Below are 23930 nucleotides of genomic sequence, written 5' to 3'. Positions count from 1 at the left end.
TTAGTTTTTTCAGGTTTTACTATGCAAAATACTCGTCAACTCAAACTCATGGGCACAACCATCGACCTTCTTGTTGTCGCCCCAAATAGTAGCCATCTCCTCGACGAAGCTGAGAACTTGCTTCACCTCTACAACAACCGTTTTTCCGCCAACGATGTCACTTCCGAGCTTTCTCTGGTCAATAGCAAAGCTGGCATTGAGCCTGTCTCAGTTCACCCAGAACTGTTTGAACTGATTGCTATCGGTAAAAAACATAGCTGCGCAGACCAAAGTAATCTGAACATCGCTATCGGACCACTCGTGCAAACTTGGCGAATTGGTTTTTCTGATGCTAAATTGCCTTCAGCGTCAGATATTTCTGACAAATTAGCTTTAACAGACCCTAAACAAATCATTCTCAATCCCGAAAAACAGACCGTCTTTCTTGCCAAAAAGGGCATGAAAATCGACCTTGGTGCCCTAGCTAAAGGTTATATCGCAGATAAAGTTATGGATTATCTGGTAAAAGCAGGTGCCAGCTCTGCTATGGTCAACCTAGGAGGCAACCTACTTGTCCACGGACCAAATCCGAACCGTGACAATCACTTATGGTATGTCGGCATCCAGCACCCTGATAAGCCAAGAGGAAATCAGGCCACTATCCTTCCGATTCAAAACGCTTCGGTCGTGACATCTGGTGTCTATGAGCGTGTTCTGACAATTGGAGACAAGCATTACCATCACATTTTTGATCGAAAAACAGGTTACCCTATCGAAACTGACATGGCAAGCCTTACCATCGTTGCCAAATCATCCTTAGATTGTGAAATTTGGACAACTAGACTTTTTGGACTTCCAACTGCCACCACTCTCCAAATCATCAATCACACCCCTGGTATCGAAGGTCTTATTATCACAAAAGATCTCGAAATCCTGACCAGTAATAATATTCGCTAGCGAAGGAAGCAAGGTTTGAATGCCTTCCCTATCACTCTATTAAACATTATGACACAATAAAAAGCTTAAAATCAACAGGCTTACAAAGCTGTGATTTTAAGCTTTTTTTATTTGAAGATTGCATTAACGTTGAAAAACATTAATACTTTAATCTATTCTTTCTCTTTCTTAGCCAATAAAACAAATCCTAACATTAGGTTTAAGCTTGCAAAGAGAAGGTAGAGGTTTGAATCATTTTCACCAGTAGCAGGGAGTGATTTCTCTGCTACTGCTACGACAATTGGTTTTTGAGAGGTATCCTTTCGTGTCACAGTTGCTGAAACGACTTCTGGTACAGCAGATTTTTCACTTCCTATTACCAGAGGGGTCGGTGGTGCTAATGGTTTAACATCTGAAATACCTGTCGTTATTGTACCTGAAGCTACAATAGTCGTTGGTGCTGATTCTACACCATCAAGGGCTACTTCAGAAGCTATTAAGGCTTCAAGAGCTGCATCAACTTCTGCTTGTGTCGCACTCTCATCTGCCATTATAAGCTCTGCTGTTGCTAAGGCTGTGTCATAATCTGCTTTGACCTTATCATTTGCATTTTGATATTTCGCTGATGTTTTTTGTAAGACAGTAGCTTTTGAAATACGATTTCTAAGCGCAACTTTATCAGTCTCTTTACCATCCAATTCGTTTTTCGCTGATACTAGAGCTGCAAGTGCTTCGTCTACTTCTTTTTGGCTAGCTTTTGGATTTGCCAAGACTAATTGTGCTGCACGAACAGCTGCAGCGTAGGCTGATTGAGTTTCTTCACTACCATTACTGTAGGCGACTGTTGCTTCTACTGTCGTTTGTTGCTCTACTTCTGATTGAAGTGTTGCAAAATCAGTCTCTTTACCATCAAGGGCTGCTCGAGCTTTCACAAGCTCCTCTTGAATTGCATCAATATCTGATTGAGGAAGTTTTCCTTCTAAAGCTTCTTGTGCCTTAGCCAATGCTGCCTCATAAGATTGAATCGTTTCTAAACTTGCATTGTAGTAAACCGGCAATTTTGAAACATCTCCTTGTGAGTCTACCGCTTCTTTTAATGGATTTTTATTGATTAGAGTTAATGTTTTAACAGTTCTCACACCATCTACGACTGTTACTTTCAATTCCTCCAAGAACTCATAGCCCTCAGGAAGAGCAATCTCAATATCGTATTCACCTGTCGTCACAAGACGTCCGTAATCAGTAGGTGAATACTTAGCATTTGGCAATTCTGTTCGTCCACCTGCTCCATTGATTAAGGTTACAGTTGTTCCATCTGGCAATGCTTTATCAATATCAATCAAAACTTGAGATTTTGATAGGCTATTGACATAGAAATTCACATCAGCCAAGCTTTTCTCTTCTGAGATATTAACAGTAACTGTTGTTTCACCTGCCAATGTAGACCAATCTTTATCATAAAGGAACAAATCAAATGTGTAAGTACCGAATGGTAAAATCAGTTTATTAGCATTATCACCATAACGAGCAATATCAGCAACTGTTTTTCCGTTAGCATCTTTGACTGAGTATGAAAAGTTTACATAGGCTTCAGAGTTAGTATCCTTGTCAAGAATGTTCACAGTGACAATACCACTATCATTCCCCACTTTGATTAAATCTTGAACTTTAGCCCAGCTCACATTTCCTGCATAATCTTCAACGGTATAATAGAAATCTGCAATATCGGCTTGATCAAGTGGTAATGTAAAGGAACCATCTGCATTTTTAGCGACATAAACCTTATTATCACCAATGGTAACTTTCCCAGTTTCTGAGACATCAATCCAGTTTTTCAAACCATGTTCATCTGTTTTAAGGTAGAATACCCTATCACGGAAAACACCTGATTCTCCAGCATCTACTGCTGCACGTGGCGTAAACGTCTTATTGGCTTCATCATATTTTGCTGTTGTAACAACAGGTTTTTGACGGTCAACAATCACATCAAAACTCATGGTTTGCGGTTCAGCACCTACGACTGCTGACGTATAAGTTAAAACATAAACATAACGTCCATCAGCTAAGTCTGCCCCTGAATTGTCTGTACCATCCCATTCAGAAGAGTAAACAATGCTTGATTTAGGGTGTTTAGGATTACCGCTAAAGAAGTTTTTATTACCAGAGACAGCCTCACTTGTCCATAATGGAGTCAAACGTTCTGTATCATCAGCAGCATACACATTTGCTACTAAATCATTGTAGTTTCGTAGAAATACACCTTTAAAGGCAAGAGATTCTTGATTGCCATCTTTATTTGGCGAAATAGCCAAGTGAGGTTTGCCATTAGTATCTAGCGTAAGGACAAACTTACCATTATCATCCTTGAAAGTTCCTAAGGCCTTGATTACCATATCACTGGTTTCAGATGTCGCATAAATATGTTCTGTTTCCCCAGTAACAAGCGAAGTATAATTTTCATCTGTCGGAACAACTTTGTCGCTATCCGCAACGAAGTAAAAGCCACCTTTTCCATCAACAACTAAATCATAAATCGGTGTTTCGACGACATCAAGATTTTGGAATTCTCCTCTAAAACCAACATAGGGAATGCTGACCACTTCTCCACTATCAGCAACATCAAGGAAACGAACAAATCCTTCCAAATAATAACCATTTGGCATTTCTTTTAAAAGTTCCTCACGATAAGCAGTCGCATCAATTGCAACGTTTACCGTCGTTGAAGAATTTGCTTTAACCGTTACCGTCTCACCTACAAGGGTTTCTAGTTCTCTAGGAAGTAAGGTAATATGTCCCTCTTTCACAGTATCTGTATTGACGTTAGTAACATAGCGGAGCGTCTTATCCTCATTAGTAATATTATGAAGTGTTACCTTGAAGTCTACAACATCTCCAACATTTCCTAGTGAAATACTTCCATAGTTATCACTTCCAGTCAAGTACAAGCCTGTTGAAATAGCAGCAGCAGTGTCCAAAATCCCTGCTCCTTGTTGGCGTGGTGAGGTGTAGGCATTTGTTTCTTCATTCAAATGTGCTTTAGCCGTACTCATCATAAGATGTTTAACAAGGGCTTCAATTTCAGACGGTGATTTATCTGGATAAGTTTTAAGCAAATACTGTTTAACAAGAGTTACTGCTCCTGCCACATGAGGGGTAGCCATGCTGGTACCGCTCATCATATCATAATCGCCATCATTAACAGAAGAATAGATAGAGCCACCTGGTGCTGATAAATCTGGTTTTAATTCACCATCAGCTGACAAGCCCCAACTTGTAAAGTCTGACATCAATTCAGCTTGTGGATTATCCGATTTATCTTTAGCATTGTTAAATTGAATTTTATATTGATTAGAACGAAGCGCTTCACCAAACTCAAATGGAATGAAAATAGATGGTATGCCTTTTCCTTCTGCCTCCAAAGACATGTTTAAATTATTCTCACCAGCTGTATGGTTAAACACAACCACACCAATCGCTCCACGGGCCTGAGCATTAGCAATTTTTTCTGTAAACGTAATAGAACCGCGTTTGATCAGAGCCAATTTTCCATTCAAATCTACATTGGCAAATTCACCTGATAACTCTTCTTTTGTTCCTAAACCAATATAAGCGTAGTCGTAAGCTTTCCCTTGTTCAAAATCAATAGGACCAAGATCTGGTTTTGTATAAGTAGACAGCCCATGGTTAAGTTTCTCATCATTTTCAAGACCAATGATACTAACCACTTTATTCATAAGGGTTGTGTTATTATAAGAAGCTACTGATATCGCATGTTTGGCCGTTGATGGGTTATCAACTAAACCATAATCTGGATTGGTAGCCAGCGGATTGGCATGTCCTGAACCAAATGCCCCATCATTTCCAGCTGCTATAACAACTGAGATACCTGCTTGGCGAGCACGTTCAATAGCTGCGATAAGACTTTCTTCAGTATCCGCCATAGATCCATTTGGCGCTCCAAGACTAAGGTTAATACTGTCTGCCCCTAAAGCAACCGCATCATTGATTGCTTTAACATAAAGAGCTGGTCCTGTCTGTGAATGTAAGTCAGAAAAGACGCGCATAAACATGACCTGTGCCTCAGGTGCGACTCCATAGATAAATTCACCATTATCTTGTTTGCTTGGGTTACCCGCTGCAATACCTGTCACATGCATCCCATGCGAATCCTTTGTTTTTTCTTTCAAAACCGTATTGACATCAACGTAGTTATAACCAAAAATAACCTTATCATTATACCATTGACCATAATCAATACCTGCTGCTTTTTTAGCTGCTTCTAATTGTTCTTTAGATTGGTATTTAGCCTTAGTTGGGTCAGTAATCCGAAGGACATCATGATCGACATCAAGCCCTGAGTCAATGATTGCAACAACCATTCCCTCACCTTTATAACCTGTATCCCAGACTTTTGGCACTGTAATAATGGTATTACTGTCATTATTTTGTGGTGTCTCCTCACCAATTTTCCTCACACTTTCTGAAACCGCCTTGGCATCCAACTCTGATGAGTCTATCTCTTTTGGTGTTTCTGGCTGGTTTGAAACTGTTTTAGATACACTTTCTACTTCTTGGTCTGCCACTGAAGGTTTTACTGGAGCGCTTGGAGCTGTGTCCGCAACAACTATATCTGTCTCTTCATTGGTGGAAACTACTGGAGCTTCAATTGCTACATCCTGAGTAGCCTCATCTCTAACTGGAGTATTTGAAACTTCCGTAATACTAACAAGAGAATCCTCAGATGACTCAGTAACTACTGCTGGTACACTGGTTGTTTCAGCAGAGGCTCCTTGCGTATCTGCTGCCGCACTTACACCAGAAAACAAAAAAACTGCACCTAAAAGAACAGATACCGCACCAATTTTATATTTCCGTAGTGAAAAACGTTGTCTTTTTTCCATAAATCTACTACTCCTAAATGATTTTTTATTGACAAACCCGTCATACACATTATTAAAACAAATATTTTTTGAAAAATCAACACTTTTCTGTAAATTCACAAAAGTTTATTTATTGTATATTTTTTTGTATTTTAAGAATAAAACATCTTTTAAAACTTATATTTGTTATTTTTATAACCATAACTATGGGAAGGTAAACGAAAAAGAAATTTCAAAAAGTCTTGTCATTATTCCATTTTTAAATAATCACAGCAATCTTCTAGCACTTTTCATAATGGAAAACTGATTGTTCAAAAAGTACCTAAATGAACAAAAAATATTCATCTAAAATCATTTTAAGAGTTTTTAATATTACCATTATTGTTCTTATTTTGTATTGGCACTCTCTATTTATTTCTATCTTATTTAGAAATTACCCTGTTAGCTTTAATAAAAATATTAGGTAACAAAAAAACGAGCTGACTTATCAACTCGAGTTTTCTTATCCTATAATGCAGCCAAATAACTTTCCAAATCTGCTAAAGCACGCTCAGCAATCGCTTCGTAACGTTCTTTCTTATCACGAATACGTGGTCCTTCAAGTTCTTTGATGATACCAAAGTTAACGTTCATCGGTTGGAAATGTTTGCTCTCTGTGTGCGTCACATAATATGGCAAACTTCCGATAGCAGTTGTGCGTGGGAAAACGACTTCTTCTTCACCTTTGAACAAACGCGCAGCATTGATTCCAGCGACTAAGCCAGAAGCTGCTGACTCCACATAGCCCTCTACACCTGTCATTTGCCCCGCAAAGAAGAGATTCGGGTTGGTGCGTGATTGGAAGGTTTGTGTCAAAAGATTTGGCGAATCCATATAAGAGTTGCGGTGCATGACACCATAACGAACAAATTCTGCATTTTCAAGACCTGGAATCATTTGGAAAACACGTTTTTGTTCTCCCCACTTAAGATGAGTTTGGAAACCAACGATATTATAAAGGCTACCGGCTGCATTGTCCTGACGGAGTTGAACGACTGCGTACGGCGTTTTAAAGTCACCGTCACGAGGGCCTTCATAATCTTCTGGGTATTCCAAACCAACTGGTTTCATAGGCCCATAAAGCATGGTTTTAATCCCACGTTTAGCCATCACTTCGATTGGCATACAACCTTCAAAGTATTTTTCTTTTTCAAAGGAATTAAGCGGAGCTTCTTCTGCATTAACCAAAGCCTCATGAAAGGCCATAAATTCTTCCTTGGTCATCGGACAGTTAAGGTAAGCTGCTTCGCCTTTATCATAACGTGACTTAAGGTAAACCTTTGTCATGTCAATCGTTGCTTTATCAATAATTGGTGCTGCGGCATCGTAAAAATAGAAACCATCACCACCATTTAATTCATGGATTTTTTCAGCTAGGGCATCTGAAGTCAACGGACCTGTCGCAATGACTGTGATGGCATCATTAGGAATTTCTGTAATCTCTCCACGAATGACTTCAATCAGAGGGTTATTTTCAATTTCCGCTGTAACAGCTTCAGCATAGCCCTCACGATCCACCGCCATCGCACCACCAGCTGGAACACGGTGCTCTTCACCATTACGCATGATGATTGAATCTAAGCGACGTATTTCTTCTTTCAAGAGCCCAACCGCATTGGTTAAACTATCCCCACGGAAAGAGTTTGAGCAGACCAATTCTGCAAAGTTTGTTGTTTTATGTTGTGGCGTTGGTTTGACCCCACGCATTTCATAGAGCTTGACAGGAATACCACGCTTGGCAATTTGATAAGCAGCTTCTGAGCCAGCAAGACCTGCTCCAATAACGTTAATATATGTTGCTTGAGACAATCACTAATACCTCAATCTTTCTAATTTGATACTGACTTATTATAACAAAAAAATCCCATTCTTACGATTCGGACACTTCATTAGATAGGGTTCTCATCAAATTTTTGATGATTTTTCACAATAGAATAAGTCCCATGCCTCAACATAGTAATACGCTACAAATTCGTTATCTCAAATACTTCTGTATGAATCCATTTATTATTAATTTGCAAATCATTTTCTATAATTTTACTAAATATAAACCCATTCTTCTCAAGCACTCTCTTAGAGGCAATATTATCTATTGCTGTTCCAGCAATAATTTTATTTAAACCATAACTATTGAATGCTCTATCTAAAACAATTTTAACTGCTTCACTTGCATAACCTAAATTAGTATAATGTTCTCCAATTCTATATCTAAGTTCAGCTGTTTTTTTATCATTACCATCAACAATTAAATTGATTCTTCCAACAATAACACCTTGAAAATCTCTTATAAGGTGCATATAAACTTCGTGATTATCTTGTTCCACCAACAATTCATTTGTCATTTCTTTAAAACTCAATAAATCAAAATAATTAATCGGTCTAGGAAGCAAATTCTGCTCAAAATACTTTTGATTCTCTTTTTCAAAAAAATAGATATCAATACTATTTTCTTTGGACATCAATTCTAAACTTATCATCTTAAATCATCTCTCATATTTAGCTAAATTCTAATTTATTTCACTCAATATTAGTATTATTGTATCATTTTTTCTATATCGACTTTCTGGTGGTATAGTGTTTTAGCTTTAAAATAGTAAACTCGTTTAAGATAAAATGTCTCAGTCACAATGAATTCCTCTTCAATATATGGTTGTTTTATAATATTTTATTGCTAGTATTTTCTGCAATCATTACGAGCGACGAAGTCGCCACAACTAGCACTTTCCGCAGTGGTGATCACACTAAAACTAATAAGTTTTAGTGTGTGGGGGTGAAATTGTCCAGTGGACAGTTTCAGCCTGAGCTTAGAAACCTGGGAGCGAATGAGACCTAGGCTTGCCAAGAAGGAATGGAACTCCGTTGGAGGGGAGGTTCTGACACTGACTTCGTCAGCTTCATTTCCCACCTCAAAAGGTCTCCCAGACCTTTTGAGCGCCCCACACCACATTAGGAGAAGTGCTAACAAAAATACTAAATAAAAACTAATTGACTTTACTTGACAATTGCCTATAAAATTAAAAAACACATCAACTTATTATCCTGTGTCTTTAACTCTTCTTCCCCTGTTTCTTCATGGAAACTAGTTTTTCTATATACTCATTTACCCCATGTTCCTCCATTACAAGCTGTTAAATCACAACACCTTCTAAATGGTCTAATTCGTGCTGTACAATTTGGGCTGGTAAGTCTCTCAACGTCAGCGTTTTCGCCATCCATTTTTCATCGCGGTAGCTAATGGTGATCTCTTTGTAACGCGTTGTCTGGCGGCTGCCAGTTAAGGATAAGCAGGACTCCTCTGTCTTATAAGCGCCAGCTTTTTCCAAAAGCACAGGATTAAACATCACCAAGTCCACAAAGCCCATACTGATAATAATGGCACGCTTTTTAACGCCAATCATGTTTGCTGCCATGCCCACACAAGCCTCACGGTGAAAAGCAAGGGTATCGCGCAAATCTTGTCCTAACGGCAAATCATCCTTTGTTGCTTCTAAAGATGGCTGCGCAAGAAAAAAAGTATCTGTAATAATCGGTTTTATCATGATAAACTCCCTTCTCTTCATTATATCATTATGTTCGGAAAACAGTTCATTTAAGGGTTTAGAATGTATTTATGATAAAATAATAGTGATACACGTGAAAGGAAGCTCTACTTTTGAAATTAACCGTACTTATTACCTTTCTAAATGAAGAAAAAATGATTGAAAAGACTCATTCTGAAGTCAAAAAAGTTCTAGATGGTATGATACCACATCAAATCACAGACTATGAACTTCTCTACATTGATGATGGTTCGACAGATACGACGCTTTTATTGATGGAAAAAATGGCGGAGCAGGATACACATGTTCGCTATGTTAGCTTTAGCCGTAATTTTGGGCGCGAAGGCGGTATTTTAGCTGGTTTTCGCTATGCAACAGGTGATGCAGTACTTGTCATGGATGGTGACCTCCAGCACCCACCTAGTCTCATCCCAGAGTTTGTCAAAGCTTATGACGAAGGCTATGATATTGTCAGTGGCCAACGTGACCGTTCTGGAGAGGCCTTTGCCTCAACTTTATTTGCACGCGCCTTTTATAGCCTCTCCAACCATCTCATGGATGTCAAACTACAGGATGGAAAATCAGAGTTTCGCTTACTCAGCCGTAAAGCAGTTGACATCTTTACCTCACTCCCTGAATATAATCGCTTTAATAAGGGACTTTACGAATGGATTGGCTTCAAAGAAAAAGTCATCCCTTACCCAAATCATGTTCGAGAAGCTGGTAAAAGTAAATTTGGCTTTAGAAAATCGCTCAATTATGCCATGCAGGGTATTATCTCCTTTAATGATAAACCCTTGCGCTTCTGTGTCCAACTCGGTGCTGCTTCCACCAGCCTTGCCCTTATCTACCTTTTTTGGGAATTAGCTAAACAACTGTTGCACCCTGAATCTAGTGTGAGTGGTTATTTTACCACCATTGCAGCCATTATTCTTTTTGGCGGTGTCCAGCTCATTTCCATCGGAATTTTAGGGGAATACATTGGTAAAATTTATTATGAAGTCAAGCGCCGTCCTCATTATATCGTTAACAAATCAAATATTGACAGAGCAAATCAGGAGGGACAAGGATAAATGAATGAATTCCTAAACAAACATCAAAAAGGACTGACCTACCTAGCAAGTTTCAGTCTGCCCATCCTTATCATGCTCCTTGTTTGGGCAGCCAACGGCGCCTTTCCCTTTGGCAATAAAAGCCTGATGGCTGTTGATTTTGGTCAGCAATATATCGGATTTTATGCTTATCTTAAAGAAACGGTTCTCACAGGTGACTGGTCTGCCTTTCTCTATTCTTTTGAAAAATCCATTGGTGGTGAAATGATTGGGGTTTTAGGTTATTACCTAATGAGTCCCTTTAACATCTTTTACATTTTACTACCACTCAGTCAATTCAAATGGGCAGTCGTTATTACCATTGCCTTACGCTACGGCTTCATGGGACTAACCTTTAGTCACTTGCTTATCAAACGCTATCAAGCACTTCAGGGGCAGACCTGGTTGGTGCCTCTCATGGCAGCTTCTTATGCTCTCTCTGGTATGCTAGTCTCCTATCAGATGAATCCCATCTTTTATGATGCTATGATTATGCTTCCACTGGTTATTCTATATTTGGAAGAAACGTTAGATGGTGGCAAACCCTTTAAATATGCAATAACCCTTGCTCTTACAATGCTTTTGCAATTTTATATGGGCTACATGATTTGCCTTTTTGTCGCACTTTATGCTATTGCTTATATGTTACCAAAATGGGCAGAGCAGGGTACTATCAAAGAAAAAGCAAAGCAGTTTTTCTTTCCTCTCTTCAAAGTTGTTGGTTACTCTGTCCTTGCAGCGACATCAACCTTTGTCACCCTTTATCCGATTATCCTAAATCTCTTACGCAGTAAAGGAGCTTACAATGCTCCCATGCTCTTTGAATGGAAGCTACAAATCAACCCACTTGATATTCTAGCCAAACTAACCATCGGCGCCTTTGACAATGAGTCTTGGCCAGCTGGACCTAATTTGCCAAATATTTATGTTGGGGCTCTAGCACTCCTCGGATTCATCTATTTCTTCCGTTATGCTCAGGTGCATTGGACACGGAAAATTGGTTTTAGCTTTATCACAACCATCTTCTTCCTGTCATTTGTTCATGAATTTACCAGTAAAATCTGGCACATGGGGCAAAATCCTGCGGGATTCTTCTATCGTTTTTCTTGGATTTTCTCATTTTTCATGGTCTTGCTGGCTTATCAGGTTCTTAAAAATAGTCACAGAGTAAAATGGTATGATACCTTGATTGGTGCGGGACTAGCCAGCGCTAGCCTCTATTATGTTGCTACACACGATTTCTCCTTTCTTGAGGATAAGCAACTACCTGCTCTGACCGACTGGGTTGGAAAAAATACACTTACAGTGCTAGCACTCTTTAGCTTACTCTTTCTCCTTATTTCTTGTGCTTATTGGTTCAATAGCAAAGCACACTTCTGGCAAAAATCTCTTCACATCTTATTTGGTGCTGGATTTACAGTAGGGAGTTTCTTCCTTATCAGACAAGGTTATTTACTGACACAAGTCACCTTAACTGGTTTAACCTGGTTGTCAGCTCTGCTATTTTACACCTATAAACCCAAAAGTATCGGCCGCCTCGTCTTAGCTAGTATCACTATTTTTGAGCTTGGACTAAACGCCTATATTTCTCAATCAAGAATTGGCTATACCGACGCCTATAAGTTTAGCGATTTAGCTGTTAAATTGGATACTTTGGGAAATACCGTTGAAGAATTGTCAGATCAACCCTTTTATCGCATTGGAACAGACTTTTTCTACTCAAAAAACGATCCAGTTCTTGGTTCCTACAACAGTCTCAGCAATTTTTCTTCCAGCCTTGAACGCTCTACCATCAATTTGATGGCTTCTATGGGCGATATGGGAGGAAATGCTTCAACTTTCTATACCAATGGGACAATTCTGACTGACACCATCTTCGGTGTTCGCTACCATGTCGCCAGAAAACCTTACACCAATGAAGATGTTCAACAACATCCTAAATCACATTTCTTTAGTAAAACATCTGCCCGTAAAGACATTGCAAGCTATTACAACCTTATCAAGGAAGACGATACCTTCCTGTACTATGAAAATCCGAATGTGATTAGCCTAGCTTACGGAACAAATGACGTGACACATAATATCAAATTTGGGACTAACAATCCTGTCTCAAATCAAAATATTATCCTCAAATCAATGTCAGGGCAAGATTATGATTTCTTTGTTCATGCCGCTTTCAATGACATTAAGCTAGACAACCTTGAACTTGACAGCAGTAATGGGCAAAAGATTTATCGCCGCTTGGATAAAAATAAACCTGGAAAAATCTCATTTGCCTTTGTGCCACAGACAAATTGGACCTATTACTTCCAAGCGCCTTACTCTCTTCGTAAATCAATGGGCAAAATGAACATCATGCTCAATGGACAATGGTACAACTACACTCAAATGTTTGACCAAGTTCAACTCTGGCAAATTGCCCACCAAGAAGCCGGTAAACAAATCACTTTTGAGATTTCAACGTCATCTGAAGATGAAATTAACCTAACCAATTATTCCTTGGTTAGAGCAGATACCGAGGCTATCCAACAAGTGATGACAAATCGTCTAGCACAGAGTATGACTGTTGATAAAATGACCAATACTCAAATTGATGGTTCAGTCACCATTACAGACGATAGTACATTGATGATGACCAGCATTCCGTACAATCCGGGCTGGACAGTCACTGTTGATGGTAAAGAAGTCAAGACAACCGAAGCTTGGGGAAGTCTCCTTTCCTTCCCAATCACACAAGGAGAGCACAAAATTAAACTTATCTTTAAAGCACAGGGGCTGACAACTGGCACATTCATTTCCATCATATCTGTCCTCTCCCTCTTCTCCCTATTCTTAATAGATAAGAAGAAAACAAAAAATTAATACCAAAAAACCTCGCGATTTGCGAGGTTTTTATAATAGGGCGTAAAATCGTTACTCACCAATGTATTGTCAATTGTATCAACTGTAATACATCGTCACTTTCAGCTTGCCATACTTTTTGAGAGAAAGTCTGCTTTCCCCATTTCTAGATTCTCAAAAGTTCACTTGGACCTTTTGAGCTGTCTGCAACTCAGCCCTTTGTCTTAATGGCTTATAGTTAGTAATTTCTTAGTTTTGCTCTAAGAAATCTAGCTTGAAGCCATATAGTCATCACATAAATAATCTTACAATACCTTGCTCAAAAAATCTTTAGTACGAGCCTCTTGAGGATTTCCAAAAATGTCTTCAGGACTTCCTTGTTCTACAATAACACCACCATCCATGAAAATGACACGATCTGCAACTTCACGGGCAAAGCCCATTTCATGAGTGACGATAACCATTGTCATCCCTGATTTTGCCAAGTCCTGCATAACTGTCAGCACTTCACCAACCATTTCAGGATCAAGCGCAGAGGTCGGTTCATCAAATAATAAAACATCTGGATCCATTGCCAAACCACGTGCAATAGCAATACGTTGCTGTTGACCACCAGAAAGACTAGCTGGCATCGCGTCAGCCTTATCACGGAGCCCAACTTTATCAAGAAGGTCGTAGGCCTTTTGCTCAGCCACATCTTTACTGATTTTTTTTGTCTTAACTGGGGACAAAATGATGTTCTCAAGAACGGTCATATTTGGAAAGAGGTTAAATTGTTGGAAAACCATTCCCATTTTTTCACGCATTTTGAAAATATCATTTTTCTTATCTGTAATGTCAACACCTTCAAAGGTTACCGCCCCTTTGGTCGGTACTTCAAGTAAATTCATGGTGCGCAAAAAGGTTGATTTCCCTGAACCAGAAGGTCCAATAATCACAACAACTTCTCCTTGCTCAATATCAAGGTCAATGCCTTTTAAGACCTCATTTTTGCCAAAGTATTTATGCAAGTCTCTAATCGAAATAATACTTTCTGTCACGTTACTTTCCTCCATTCAAAGAGTTTTCATATTTTTTAAGAATTGCTGACAAGATTGTTGTCAAAATCAAATAATAAAAGGCAGCAAATAATTTTGGTTCAAATGGTAAATAGGTCGCTGTTTCAACAGACTGTGCACCGTTCCAAAGCTCCATGACACCAATCGTTTGCAAGAGTGAACTATCCTTGATGATCGTAATAAATTCATTTCCGAGCGCTGGTAAGATATTTTTAAGAGCCTGTGGCATAATGACATAACGATAGGCATTTAAAGGTTTGATGCCCAGCGAGTAAGCTGCCTCAAGCTGACCTTTTGAAACAGACTCAATCCCTGCCCTGATGGACTCAGAGATATAAGCTCCGCTATTGAGTGAAATGACCAAGATACCTGGAACCAAGCGGGACAAATCCATGTCTAAAACGCCGAAGGGGATGATTGGCAGGTTGCCAAAATGCATCACGGCAAAAGCAAGGGAAATCTGAACCACCATCGGCGTCCCACGGAAAATCCAGACATAGAAAGACACAATCCAATCCAAGACCTTGATGTTGCTACGCTTCGCAAGAGCAATCAACACACCGATGATCGACCCAAAGAAAACCACACAGGCTGAAATAATAATTGTGACAACAGCCCCATAATTAAAATAAGACCAATATTTAGCCAAAAATGAAAAATCCATACACATACCACGTTTTCCCAGAAAACAGTGACAAGGTTTAATCACTAAACATCTGCACTATCTTCTACGAAAACGTTATTTCCTTTCTTTAAACCTAAATTACTTTCTAAATCATTCTAGAAAATGAACATTTTATAGTTTATCAAAAATTGAATATTAATTCAATAAATTTTACCTTAATTTTACATTTAATTTCGCTTAAATTAATAAATATTTCTATATTATGCAAAAATTAAGAATACTATCAAATCATTTGGGGCTAGTCATAGCTCTTGTTTTTCAACACTTAACCTGAGAGGATATGAGGTGCTCAAAAAATCCTAGAAGAGTTTTTGAGGTTAGAAAAAGAGCTGTTAAAGGCACCGTTAACATTCTCTACAGGACTTCTTTTCTGTTTGCCGCGCCTAGCTATAGTTTCTAAGATAGGGCTGAGAGTGGACAGAAGCCAATTTTTCATAATCTTGACTTTCTTCGCTCTCCCATTTCTAAGTTCAAGATAATACTAATCCTTCCCATCACAAAAATACTTTTGAGATATCAATACCAAAAAACTCCCCATTCAGGAGAGTTTCGTCGTTAATTAGTACAGTAAATCGTAGATTTCCATCGCAATCAAGTCAATGCTATCAAACGTATAAGACTCACGCGCCGCAACATCACGTAATGTGAAAACTGGACCATTTTCAGGATCGTTAGCAAATGATACTTCTGCTACAACGACACCGTCACGCTCAAAATTACGCTTCAAAGTGCCTCCATCAGCCGCCATCATTTCAAGGCGATTAATAATTCTTACCAAATGTGATTCCATAATATATAATAACTCCTATTTCTATTTATCGTCTCTCTTATTTTATCATAAACACGGACAAATAAACAAGAAAAGATAATGAATTTCATAGAAAATGTAATAATTTGTTGATCTTTCTAAAGGAATCAGAGTAGCTTCAAACGGAAAAATAATAGTTTTAGCACTCTCTATCAAAGACTGCTAATTTTTCGTACTTTTTACTTGCATTGTTTGTTTAGAGTGCTATAATGAAATCATAAACATTGACCAAATTTGACCTTTAATCAAAGTTTGGTTCCTTATTTCCAAACGAAAGGAAAGTGAATAGTTGATTCTAAAACTATTCAACTTGGTACTTCATTATGCTATGTCAAAATTGTAACCTTAATGAATCTAGCATTCATCTCTATACTAATGTTAATGGCCAACAAAAAAAGGTTGACCTCTGCCAACATTGTTATCAAATCATGAAATCTGGTTCTGGGGAACCTGATATGTTCCTACACGGAGGTTCACTAAATCCCTTCTTAGAAGATTTCTTTGGTGACCTCAATAACTTCCGCGCCTTCAATCCTGATTTGCCAAATGCGCCAAAAACTCAATCTGGACGTTTTGGTGGCAATGGCGGAGCAGGTAATGGCGGTGGGAATCCTAATCGCCCTCAAGGTGCACGCCAACAAGCGCCTCAGCAGCCAAAAGGCCTTCTTGAGGAATTCGGTGTGAATGTGACTGACATTGCACGAAACGGAGACATTGATCCTGTTATTGGACGTGACGAAGAAATTGTCCGTGTGATCGAAATTCTAAACCGTCGTACCAAAAACAACCCTGTCCTTATCGGTGAGCCAGGGGTCGGTAAAACAGCCGTTGTCGAAGGCCTTGCTCAGAAAATCGTGGACGGTAACGTGCCACAAAAACTTCAAGGTAAACAAGTGATTCGCCTTGATGTCGTTAGCCTCGTTCAAGGGACTGGTATCCGTGGGCAATTTGAAGAACGCATGCAAAAATTGATGGAGGAAATCCGCAGTCGTAAGGATGTCATTCTCTTCATCGATGAAATTCATGAAATCGTTGGTGCTGGTTCTGCTGGTGATGGCAATATGGACGCTGGCAACATCTTGAAACCAGCCCTTGCTCGCGGGGAATTGCAAATGGTTGGTGCTACTACACTCAACGAGTACCGTATCATCGAAAAAGATGCTGCACTTGAACGCCGTATGCAACCTGTCAAAGTTGACGAACCTTCTGTTGAAGAAACCATCACCATCTTGCGTGGTATCCAACCAAAATATCAGGACTACCATCACGTCAAATATACCGATGATGCTATCGTTGCTGCAGCTGAATTATCAAACCGCTACATTCAAGACCGCTTCTTGCCTGATAAGGCAATTGACCTCTTGGACGAAGCTGGTTCAAAAATGAATTTAACCCTCAACTTTGTTGATCCTAAAGATATTGACAAACGTCTTGTGGAAGCTGAAAACCTCAAAGCTCAAGCAACACGCGATGAAGACTTTGAAAAAGCAGCCTACTTCCGTGATCAAATTGCTAAATACAAAGAAATGCAGCAGCAAACCATTACCGACCAAGATATGCCAGTCATCACTGAAAAACACATTGAGGCTATTATTGAGCAAAAAACCAATATCCCTGTCGGTGATTTGAAGGAGAAAGAACAAAGCCAGCTCATCAATCTTGCTAGTGATTTGAAATCACACGTTATCGGTCAAGACGATGCCGTTGATAAGATTGCCAAAGCCATTCGCCGTAACCGTGTTGGTCTCGGTTCACCAAACCGTCCAATCGGTAGCTTCCTCTTTGTCGGACCAACTGGGGTTGGTAAAACAGAACTTTCTAAGCAATTAGCAATTGAGCTCTTTGGCTCTGCAGACAGCATGATTCGCTTTGATATGTCTGAATACATGGAAAAACATGCCGTTGCGAAACTCGTAGGAGCCCCTCCAGGATATGTCGGTTATGAAGAAGCTGGACAACTCACTGAAAAAGTGCGCCGTAACCCTTATTCACTTATCCTTCTTGACGAAGTTGAAAAAGCTCACCCAGATGTCATGCACATGTTCTTACAAGTCCTTGATGATGGTCGCCTCACAGATGGTCAAGGACGTACGGTGAGCTTCAAGGATACCATTATCATCATGACCTCAAATGCTGGTACTGGTAAAGTCGAAGCTTCTGTTGGCTTTGGTGCTGCTCGAGAAGGCCGTACCAATTCCGTTCTTGGACAACTTGGAGACTTCTTCAGCCCAGAATTCATGAATCGCTTTGACGGTATCATCGAATTCTCTGCCCTCAGCAAAGAAAACCTCCTTTCTATCGTTGACCTCATGCTTGATAGTGTCAATGAACGCCTCAGCCACAACGGTCTCAGCCTTTCTGTAACAGATAAGGTCAAAGAAAAACTGGTTGACCTTGGCTACGATCCTAAGATGGGGGCACGTCCGCTGCGTCGCACCATTCAAGATCACATCGAAGATGCCATCACAGACTTCTATCTCGAAAACCCAACTGAAAAAGAATTCAAAGCTGTAATGAGTTCAAATGGTAATATTATCATTAAATCTGGTAAAAAAGTTGAAGTCGCTGAAACAGTGATTGAAGACTAAATATGGCTAAAAACGAACCCCTAATAATCTCAATTGAGACTACTAGGGGTTCGTTTTATTTAAAACAACTATCTGTTAAGTTGATGATTATACTCTTGAGCAATGATAGTCGCTACAAAATCAAGCTGACTGGGATGTTCAAAATGAGTTTGCTTTGAAGAAAACCTAATGCACTTATGCACAAAAGTTGGAGCACAAACATTTCCACCAGTTATCATCCAAATTTTAGGATGCCTTGCCTTCTTTAAAAATGGTTTAAGCGATGTGTAATCAAAAAATGAACCAGTAAATGAGAATAATATCACTAATTTATTTTCATCTGCTTCTAGTAAATAATCAATCTGCTCTTTAAATGATATATTAGTAAATATCTTTTTTCCATACATAAGTAAGTCACTTTGCAAAATCACCGCAGCAGTTTCTGCTTTCATTAAACCAAATGCAGCAACCTCCTTATAGTCATAGATATCTCGAACTAATTCATTGATGAGATTTTCAGAAAGAGAATCTGAAACCTGCTGAATACCATCAATTGTTTGTCCAGTATAAGCACGTTTTCTCTCAGCAAAATCTCCATTACTCGCTTCCGGACCTTTTTTTAAATTTGCTTGGGTCAAGAGCATTTTTAATTCTGAAAAACTATCTAGTCCTATATCTCTACAAAAACGAGAAATAGATGAGCTAGACACATTACATTCTTCAGCAAATTGTTGAATGCCAATATTCTTCATATCATCTAAGTTGTCCAGTATGTAAGAAGCAATAATACTATTTGTGGAACCACTCTTCTCGCTAGCTAGTAATCCTAAAAATACAACAGGTATTTTTCCGTAAATCATTTTATTCCTTTTCTAACGACCACCAGCAAAATGATATAGCATACGTTCTCTCATAGTTGAAGTATCTTTACCAAGTACTTCCACTATTTTATAAGCGAATGGATATGGAGTAGCTGGTCCTTGACTAGTGATAATATTTTGGTCGAATACAACAACATCGTGTTTAAAATTCCCACCAATTAATTTTTCTTCATATCCAGTATAGCCTGTTACATTTTTACCGTCAATAACCTTAGCTTCTGAAAGGACAACTGTTCCCGAACACATGGCGGCAATATACTTACCTTCTGTTTCATTGAACTTCTGAACCAATTTGATAACATCAGAATTTGCCAATAAATTTGCACCACCTGGTCTTCCACCAGGTAATACAACAACATCATAATCATAGACCTCTTCACTGAAAACTTTATCAGCTTTAATGTACATGTTGTGCATTCCTTTTACAAATTCTTCCCCAAAAGAGAAAGTAGCTGTTTCAATTTCTGCTCGACGCAAAATATCAACAATGGTAAGAGTTTCCCCTTCTTCATAACCTTCTGCCATCAATACTGCTACTTTAGCCATAAATTTTATCCTCCTCTACGTCAAATGAATTTGTATAAACCATGCGTTTTTTAACTGCAATCGAATCACCACCAAGTACATCAACAAGTGCATAGGCAAACGCATAGGCAGTCGCTGGACCTCGACTCGTTACAAGGTTTCGATCAACAACAACAATATCTTCTTTAAAGTTACCAGTTTTGATAACTTCTCCATAACCGATGTATCCTGTAAAGTCGCGACCTTCTAAAATACCGGCTTTTTCAAGAGCAATCGGTGCCGCACACATTGCAGCCACCCATTTACCATTTTCATCCATTTCTCGAACTGCTTTAATAACCAACTCATTATCTCTAAGGTTATCAGCCCCTGGTCTTCCTCCCGGTAACACAACCATATCATACTCTGATGAAAGCGTATCATCAATCACTTTGTCACACTTCAAAGTAATATCATGTGCACCAGTTACGTTTTCTTCTGTTCCAACTAGATCACATTCAATATTTGCACGACGAACAATATCTGCAATCGTTAATGTCTCTCCTTCTTCAAATCCAGGAGCAACTAATACTGCTACTTTTACCATACTTTACCTACTTTCATTTTTTCTTTAGTGTATCATTTTACATTTGACTTTAGAAGCTTTTTCCAAATTCTGGAAAAAGTTATTTTTGACTGATTAAATTCTTATACCATTCAAAAGAAGCTTTCTTGTATCGTTTAAAAGAACCTTCTCCCTTATTATTTGCATCTACATAAATCAGACCGTAACGTTTGTCCATCTCACCAGTCGATGCAGCAACTAAATCAATGACTCCCCATACGAGATAGCCTATTATTTCAACACCGTCTTTGATAGCTTCTTCAACCATGTCGATATGTTGGGATAAATAATCAATCCTATAATCATCTTGCACAAAACCATCAACTAATGCATCTTTAGCACCTAATCCATTTTCAACAATGAATAGTGGCTTTTGATAACGATCATAGAGCGTATTCAGGGTAATCCGTAAACCAAGAGGATCAATTTGCCATCCCCAATCACTACTTTTGATATATGGGTTTCTCACTGATGTCATTAAATTAGAAGCTGTTTCATCTTGTTTATTATGTGAAATACAACGAGAGGTATAGTAGCTTAATGCTACGAAGTCCGCAGTATTATCTGACAAAATTTTAGCATCATTTTCGTGGATGTCGAGTTTAACTCCTAATTCTTCAAATTTTCGTTTGGCATAATTAGGATATTTACCGCGGCATTGGATATCAATAAAGAAATAGCTTTCTCTATTTTTATCAAGTGCCATCATCACATCTTGTGGATGACATGAATAGGGATAATAATCACCAGCAGCTAGCATACAGCCAACTTTATTATTAGGATTTATCTCATGAGCTATTCTTATAGCTTCACTACTTGCTAGTAATTGGTTGTGTGCAGCTTGATAGCGAATTTGAGAAATATTTTCCTTCCCCATCAATTCTAGCCCACCTCCAGAGAAGGAATTATGGAGAATGACGTTGACTTCATTAAAGGTTATCCAATACTGAACTAAGTCTTTATAAGTTTCAAATAGTACCCTGGCATATTTTGTATAATGAGCAATCATTTCTCGATTTCTCCAACCACCAAGGTTATCGACCAAATAAAGTGGGATATCAAAATGACTAATAGTTACTAATGGCTCTATGTGATACGATTGACATAACTCGAATACTTTCCTATAAAAGTCTAAACCTTCTTGATTTGGAGAAGCTTCAATGCCAGTTGGAAATAGTCGAGTCCATGAAATACTCATTCTAAAGCATTTAATACCTAACTCAGCCAATAACTTAATATCATCTTCGTACTTCTCATAAAATTTGATTCCAGTTCTACTTGGGTAGTACGCTGATTCAGTATCAACTGTTCGATAATCTATAAATCCTTGCTTGATTGCACATCTTTGATTTCCGAGAGGCACTACATCCATAACAGATAGAGAGCGTTTATTTTCTAAATAAGCGCCCTCTGCCTGATTTGCCGCTACTGCACCTCCCCAAAGAAAATTTTTAGGAAATGTCATAACTGCTCCTTTTATACCAAATCAATTGTAACCATTTCATTACTAATATTTGGTGTAACTTTAGAGAACTCAGCACCATTTGTTACAATAAATGGAATAATCGTATCGTAACCAAGTTCTTTCAGTTTTTCAAGATCAAGTTCAACTAATAATTGTCCTTTTTCAATAGTATCACCTTCTTGAATATAAACGTTGAAGTGCTTACCTTTCAAATTAACTGTATCTAATCCAATATGAATCAGCACTTCGACACCATTATCAGAACGAATCCCGATAGCATGTTTGGTTTCAAATACCATTGATACCTTGCCATTAAATGGGGCAACTACTTTACCTTCTGAGGGTTCAATAGCAAATCCATTCCCCATGACACCAGTTGAGAAAACAGCATCATTCACTTTTTCCAATGGAAGGACTGAACCTTTTGCAAATGGAAGAACGTCAAGTTTATCTGTATGGATTTCAATAACATCTTCTTTAGTCGCTTCTTTTTCACCAATTCCTAAAACAAGTGTACCAATGAATGCTGTCGCAATACTGATTGAGATACCAATAATAATATGAATGTAGTTATCAGCAATATAAGTAGGCAGAGCTAGGAGACCAGGTAAAATAACTGCAGTCGCTCCACCGCCCCAAAAGTTAATGTAGGCGGCACCAATACCACCAGCAACCATTGCACAGATCATTGGTTTTTTATATTTCAAGTTAAATCCAAACATAGCTGGCTCAGTAACACCAAAGAGTGCTGTTGCACCAGCTGTCAACGCTTCCGTTTTTTCTGTCTTTTTCTTAAGTAGTAAGAATGTTGCCAATGTCGCACCAGCTTGAGCTAGGTTACCTGTCAAATTAGCTGGAGAAATAACAGAGTATCCATATTCAGCAATCAATTGGGCGTTGATTGGAGTAATGGCATAATGCATACCAAAAATAATTAGTAATGGACGGAAAGTACCAAATAGGAATGCTCCAATGACACCATTAGTAGTGTAGAGGTAGCTAACTACTTTAGCAACTCCTTGACCAATATAGCTACCAAAAGGACCAATTGCTATCAACTCCAGTGGTACCATGATAAATAGTACAATCATTGGAACAAATAAAACTTTAAAAGTATCTGGAATAATTTTATTGACCCACTTGTGCACATAAGACATCATCCAAACACTTAAAATAATAGGAATGATAGTTGACTTATAGTTTACAAAGAGCACTGGTAAACCAAGAAATGATAGACTTGTAATGCCACTCTCTGCAGCATTTAACGCACCATTTTGAATTGTGGGATACATCAATGCACCCGCTAGAGCAATTGCTAAAAATTCATGAGTTTTAAATTTCTTAGCCGCACTCACTGCCAAAAAGAATGGGAAGAAATAGAATAATAAATCCCCGATTAGGGCAATAACTTGGTAAGTTCCACTGGTCGGTTCTACTAATTTAAATGTCGTTAAAATAGCTGCCACAGATTTTACCATACCACAGCCAATGAGAACTGGTATAACTGGTCCAAAACATCCTGAAATAACTTCAATAAGTTGAGAAATGATATTTTTCTTGACCTCAGTACTTTCAATTTGATCATCTGAAAGTTTCACTAGTTTTGAAGCTTCTTCGAAAACTTGAGCTACTTTTGCTCCAATAATAACTTGAAGTTGTCCATTTTTTACTTGTGCTTTAATGACTCCTTCAACTTGATCAAGAGCATTTAAGTCAACTGTACTTTCATTGGTAACATTTAATCTCAGACGAGTTGCACAATGTGTCATAAATGTAATATTTTCTTCACCAATGATTTGAATAATCTGCTTTGCAGTTTCTCTATTGTTACTCAAAATGAGTACCTCCTAATGTTTTTACCTAGGTTTGTTTCAATCATAACTAAAACGTTTTCTTTTTACAATGGATTTTCATTTTTTGGAAAAAAACACCTAAAGAAGAAAATACTCTCAAAATTACTTATTATAAAAACACTAAAAACTGGCACAAGATGTTCAGTAAGATTCAGCTGATAACTTAACAATGTTCGATT

16 protein-coding genes are annotated in these 23930 nt (G+C 38.4%); 4 read left to right on the top strand and 12 right to left on the bottom strand.

The annotated features are described in order from the left end of the window. The first annotated feature begins 21 nt into the window (after nt 1-21). Nucleotides 22-936, top strand: coding sequence for an FAD:protein FMN transferase (locus EAF07_RS00720; protein WP_121834386.1), 915 nt, complete (start codon nt 22-24; stop codon nt 934-936). Nucleotides 937-1088: 152 nt separating this feature from the next. Here EAF07_RS00720 and EAF07_RS00715 read toward each other — a convergent pair whose 3' ends face one another. From EAF07_RS00715 to EAF07_RS00700, 4 genes are all read right to left on the bottom strand, one after another. Next, nucleotides 1089-5816 (bottom strand): S8 family serine peptidase, encoded by a 4728-nt coding sequence (locus tag EAF07_RS00715; protein WP_121834385.1) that lies wholly within the window; start codon nt 5814-5816, stop codon nt 1089-1091. Between the two features lie 486 nt (nt 5817-6302). Further along, nucleotides 6303-7643 (bottom strand): methylenetetrahydrofolate--tRNA-(uracil(54)-C(5))-methyltransferase (FADH(2)-oxidizing) TrmFO, encoded by a 1341-nt coding sequence (gene trmFO, locus EAF07_RS00710; protein WP_121834384.1) that lies wholly within the window; start codon nt 7641-7643, stop codon nt 6303-6305. Nucleotides 7644-7798: 155 nt separating this feature from the next. Continuing rightward, entirely contained in the window at nt 7799-8311 is a 513-nt protein-coding gene (locus tag EAF07_RS00705; protein ID WP_121834383.1) for a GNAT family N-acetyltransferase, read from the bottom strand. Nucleotides 8312-8962: 651 nt separating this feature from the next. Next, nucleotides 8963-9373: a peptide deformylase gene (locus EAF07_RS00700; protein ID WP_121834382.1), complete on the bottom strand. Its 411-nt coding sequence runs from the start codon at nt 9371-9373 to the stop codon at nt 8963-8965. Nucleotides 9374-9486: 113 nt separating this feature from the next. Here EAF07_RS00700 and pgfS point away from each other — a divergent pair, with 113 nt between their 5' ends. Both pgfS and pgfM1 read left to right on the top strand, forming a co-directional pair. Next, nucleotides 9487-10446, top strand: a complete 960-nt coding sequence (pgfS, locus tag EAF07_RS00695; RefSeq protein ID WP_121834381.1) for a glycosyltransferase PgfS — start codon at nt 9487-9489, stop codon at nt 10444-10446. Continuing rightward, nucleotides 10447-13326: a glycosyltransferase PgfM1 gene (gene pgfM1, locus EAF07_RS00690; RefSeq protein ID WP_121834380.1), complete on the top strand. Its 2880-nt coding sequence runs from the start codon at nt 10447-10449 to the stop codon at nt 13324-13326. It abuts the gene before it with no gap. Nucleotides 13327-13610: 284 nt separating this feature from the next. On the opposite strand, the gene EAF07_RS00685 is transcribed toward pgfM1, so the two are convergent. From EAF07_RS00685 to EAF07_RS00675, 3 genes are all read right to left on the bottom strand, one after another. Next, complete coding sequence (locus EAF07_RS00685; RefSeq protein ID WP_121834379.1) at nt 13611-14345, bottom strand: amino acid ABC transporter ATP-binding protein; 735 nt, start codon at nt 14343-14345, stop codon at nt 13611-13613. A gap of 1 nt (nt 14346) precedes the next feature. Next, entirely contained in the window at nt 14347-15027 is a 681-nt protein-coding gene (locus EAF07_RS00680) for an amino acid ABC transporter permease (RefSeq protein ID WP_121834378.1), read from the bottom strand. A gap of 580 nt (nt 15028-15607) precedes the next feature. Further along, entirely contained in the window at nt 15608-15838 is a 231-nt protein-coding gene (locus tag EAF07_RS00675; protein WP_121834377.1) for a DUF1797 family protein, read from the bottom strand. 341 nt (nt 15839-16179) lie between these two features. Between EAF07_RS00675 and EAF07_RS00670 the strand changes: the two genes are divergently transcribed. Continuing rightward, a complete protein-coding gene (locus EAF07_RS00670) occupies nt 16180-18444 on the top strand; it encodes an ATP-dependent Clp protease ATP-binding subunit (protein WP_121834376.1) in 2265 nt (754 codons plus the stop codon). Between the two features lie 68 nt (nt 18445-18512). Here the strand turns inward: EAF07_RS00670 and EAF07_RS00665 are convergent, their stop codons facing one another. The 5 genes from EAF07_RS00665 to EAF07_RS00645 all read right to left on the bottom strand — a co-directional run bounded on the left by EAF07_RS00665 (nt 18513) and on the right by EAF07_RS00645 (nt 23733). Continuing rightward, nucleotides 18513-19283, bottom strand: a complete 771-nt coding sequence (locus EAF07_RS00665) for a MurR/RpiR family transcriptional regulator (RefSeq protein WP_121834375.1) — start codon at nt 19281-19283, stop codon at nt 18513-18515. Between the two features lie 12 nt (nt 19284-19295). After that, the gene (locus EAF07_RS00660) at nt 19296-19850 is read right to left on the bottom strand and encodes a DJ-1 family glyoxalase III (RefSeq protein WP_121834374.1); all 555 of its coding nucleotides are present in this window, start codon (nt 19848-19850) and stop codon (nt 19296-19298) included. Further along, nucleotides 19843-20415, bottom strand: coding sequence for a DJ-1 family glyoxalase III (locus EAF07_RS00655; protein ID WP_121834373.1), 573 nt, complete (start codon nt 20413-20415; stop codon nt 19843-19845). The genes EAF07_RS00660 and EAF07_RS00655 overlap by 8 nt, the downstream gene beginning before the upstream one ends. Before the next feature lie 79 nt (nt 20416-20494). Then, the gene (gene ascB, locus EAF07_RS00650) at nt 20495-21898 is read right to left on the bottom strand and encodes a 6-phospho-beta-glucosidase (protein ID WP_121834372.1); all 1404 of its coding nucleotides are present in this window, start codon (nt 21896-21898) and stop codon (nt 20495-20497) included. A gap of 11 nt (nt 21899-21909) precedes the next feature. Beyond that, nucleotides 21910-23733 carry a beta-glucoside-specific PTS transporter subunit IIABC gene (locus EAF07_RS00645; protein ID WP_121834371.1) on the bottom strand — a complete coding sequence of 608 codons (1824 nt, stop codon included), beginning with the start codon at nt 23731-23733 and terminating at the stop codon, nt 21910-21912. Between the last annotated feature and the right edge of the window lie 197 nt (nt 23734-23930).

It is taken from the genome of Streptococcus hillyeri, assembly GCF_003686955.1.
GTDB classification, from domain to species: Bacteria; Bacillota; Bacilli; order Lactobacillales; family Streptococcaceae; genus Streptococcus; species Streptococcus hillyeri.
Note: the sequence above shows the minus strand (reverse complement) of the source record. Positions and strands in the feature narration are given on the sequence as shown.

Coding starts and splice junctions, on each gene's coding strand:
- EAF07_RS00700 (WP_121834382.1), bottom strand. CDS start 9,373: ATGATAAAACCGATTATTACAGATACTTTTTTTCTTGCGCAGCCATCT.
- EAF07_RS00720 (WP_121834386.1), top strand. CDS start 22: ATGCAAAATACTCGTCAACTCAAACTCATGGGCACAACCATCGACCTT.
- EAF07_RS00715 (WP_121834385.1), bottom strand. CDS start 5,816: ATGGAAAAAAGACAACGTTTTTCACTACGGAAATATAAAATTGGTGCG.
- pgfM1 (WP_121834380.1), top strand. CDS start 10,447: ATGAATGAATTCCTAAACAAACATCAAAAAGGACTGACCTACCTAGCA.
- EAF07_RS00665 (WP_121834375.1), bottom strand. CDS start 19,283: ATGATTTACGGAAAAATACCTGTTGTATTTTTAGGATTACTAGCTAGC.
- EAF07_RS00680 (WP_121834378.1), bottom strand. CDS start 15,027: ATGGATTTTTCATTTTTGGCTAAATATTGGTCTTATTTTAATTATGGG.
- ascB (WP_121834372.1), bottom strand. CDS start 21,898: ATGACATTTCCTAAAAATTTTCTTTGGGGAGGTGCAGTAGCGGCAAAT.
- EAF07_RS00675 (WP_121834377.1), bottom strand. CDS start 15,838: ATGGAATCACATTTGGTAAGAATTATTAATCGCCTTGAAATGATGGCG.
- EAF07_RS00655 (WP_121834373.1), bottom strand. CDS start 20,415: ATGGTAAAAGTAGCAGTATTAGTTGCTCCTGGATTTGAAGAAGGAGAG.
- EAF07_RS00705 (WP_121834383.1), bottom strand. CDS start 8,311: ATGATAAGTTTAGAATTGATGTCCAAAGAAAATAGTATTGATATCTAT.
- EAF07_RS00670 (WP_121834376.1), top strand. CDS start 16,180: ATGCTATGTCAAAATTGTAACCTTAATGAATCTAGCATTCATCTCTAT.
- EAF07_RS00660 (WP_121834374.1), bottom strand. CDS start 19,850: ATGGCTAAAGTAGCAGTATTGATGGCAGAAGGTTATGAAGAAGGGGAA.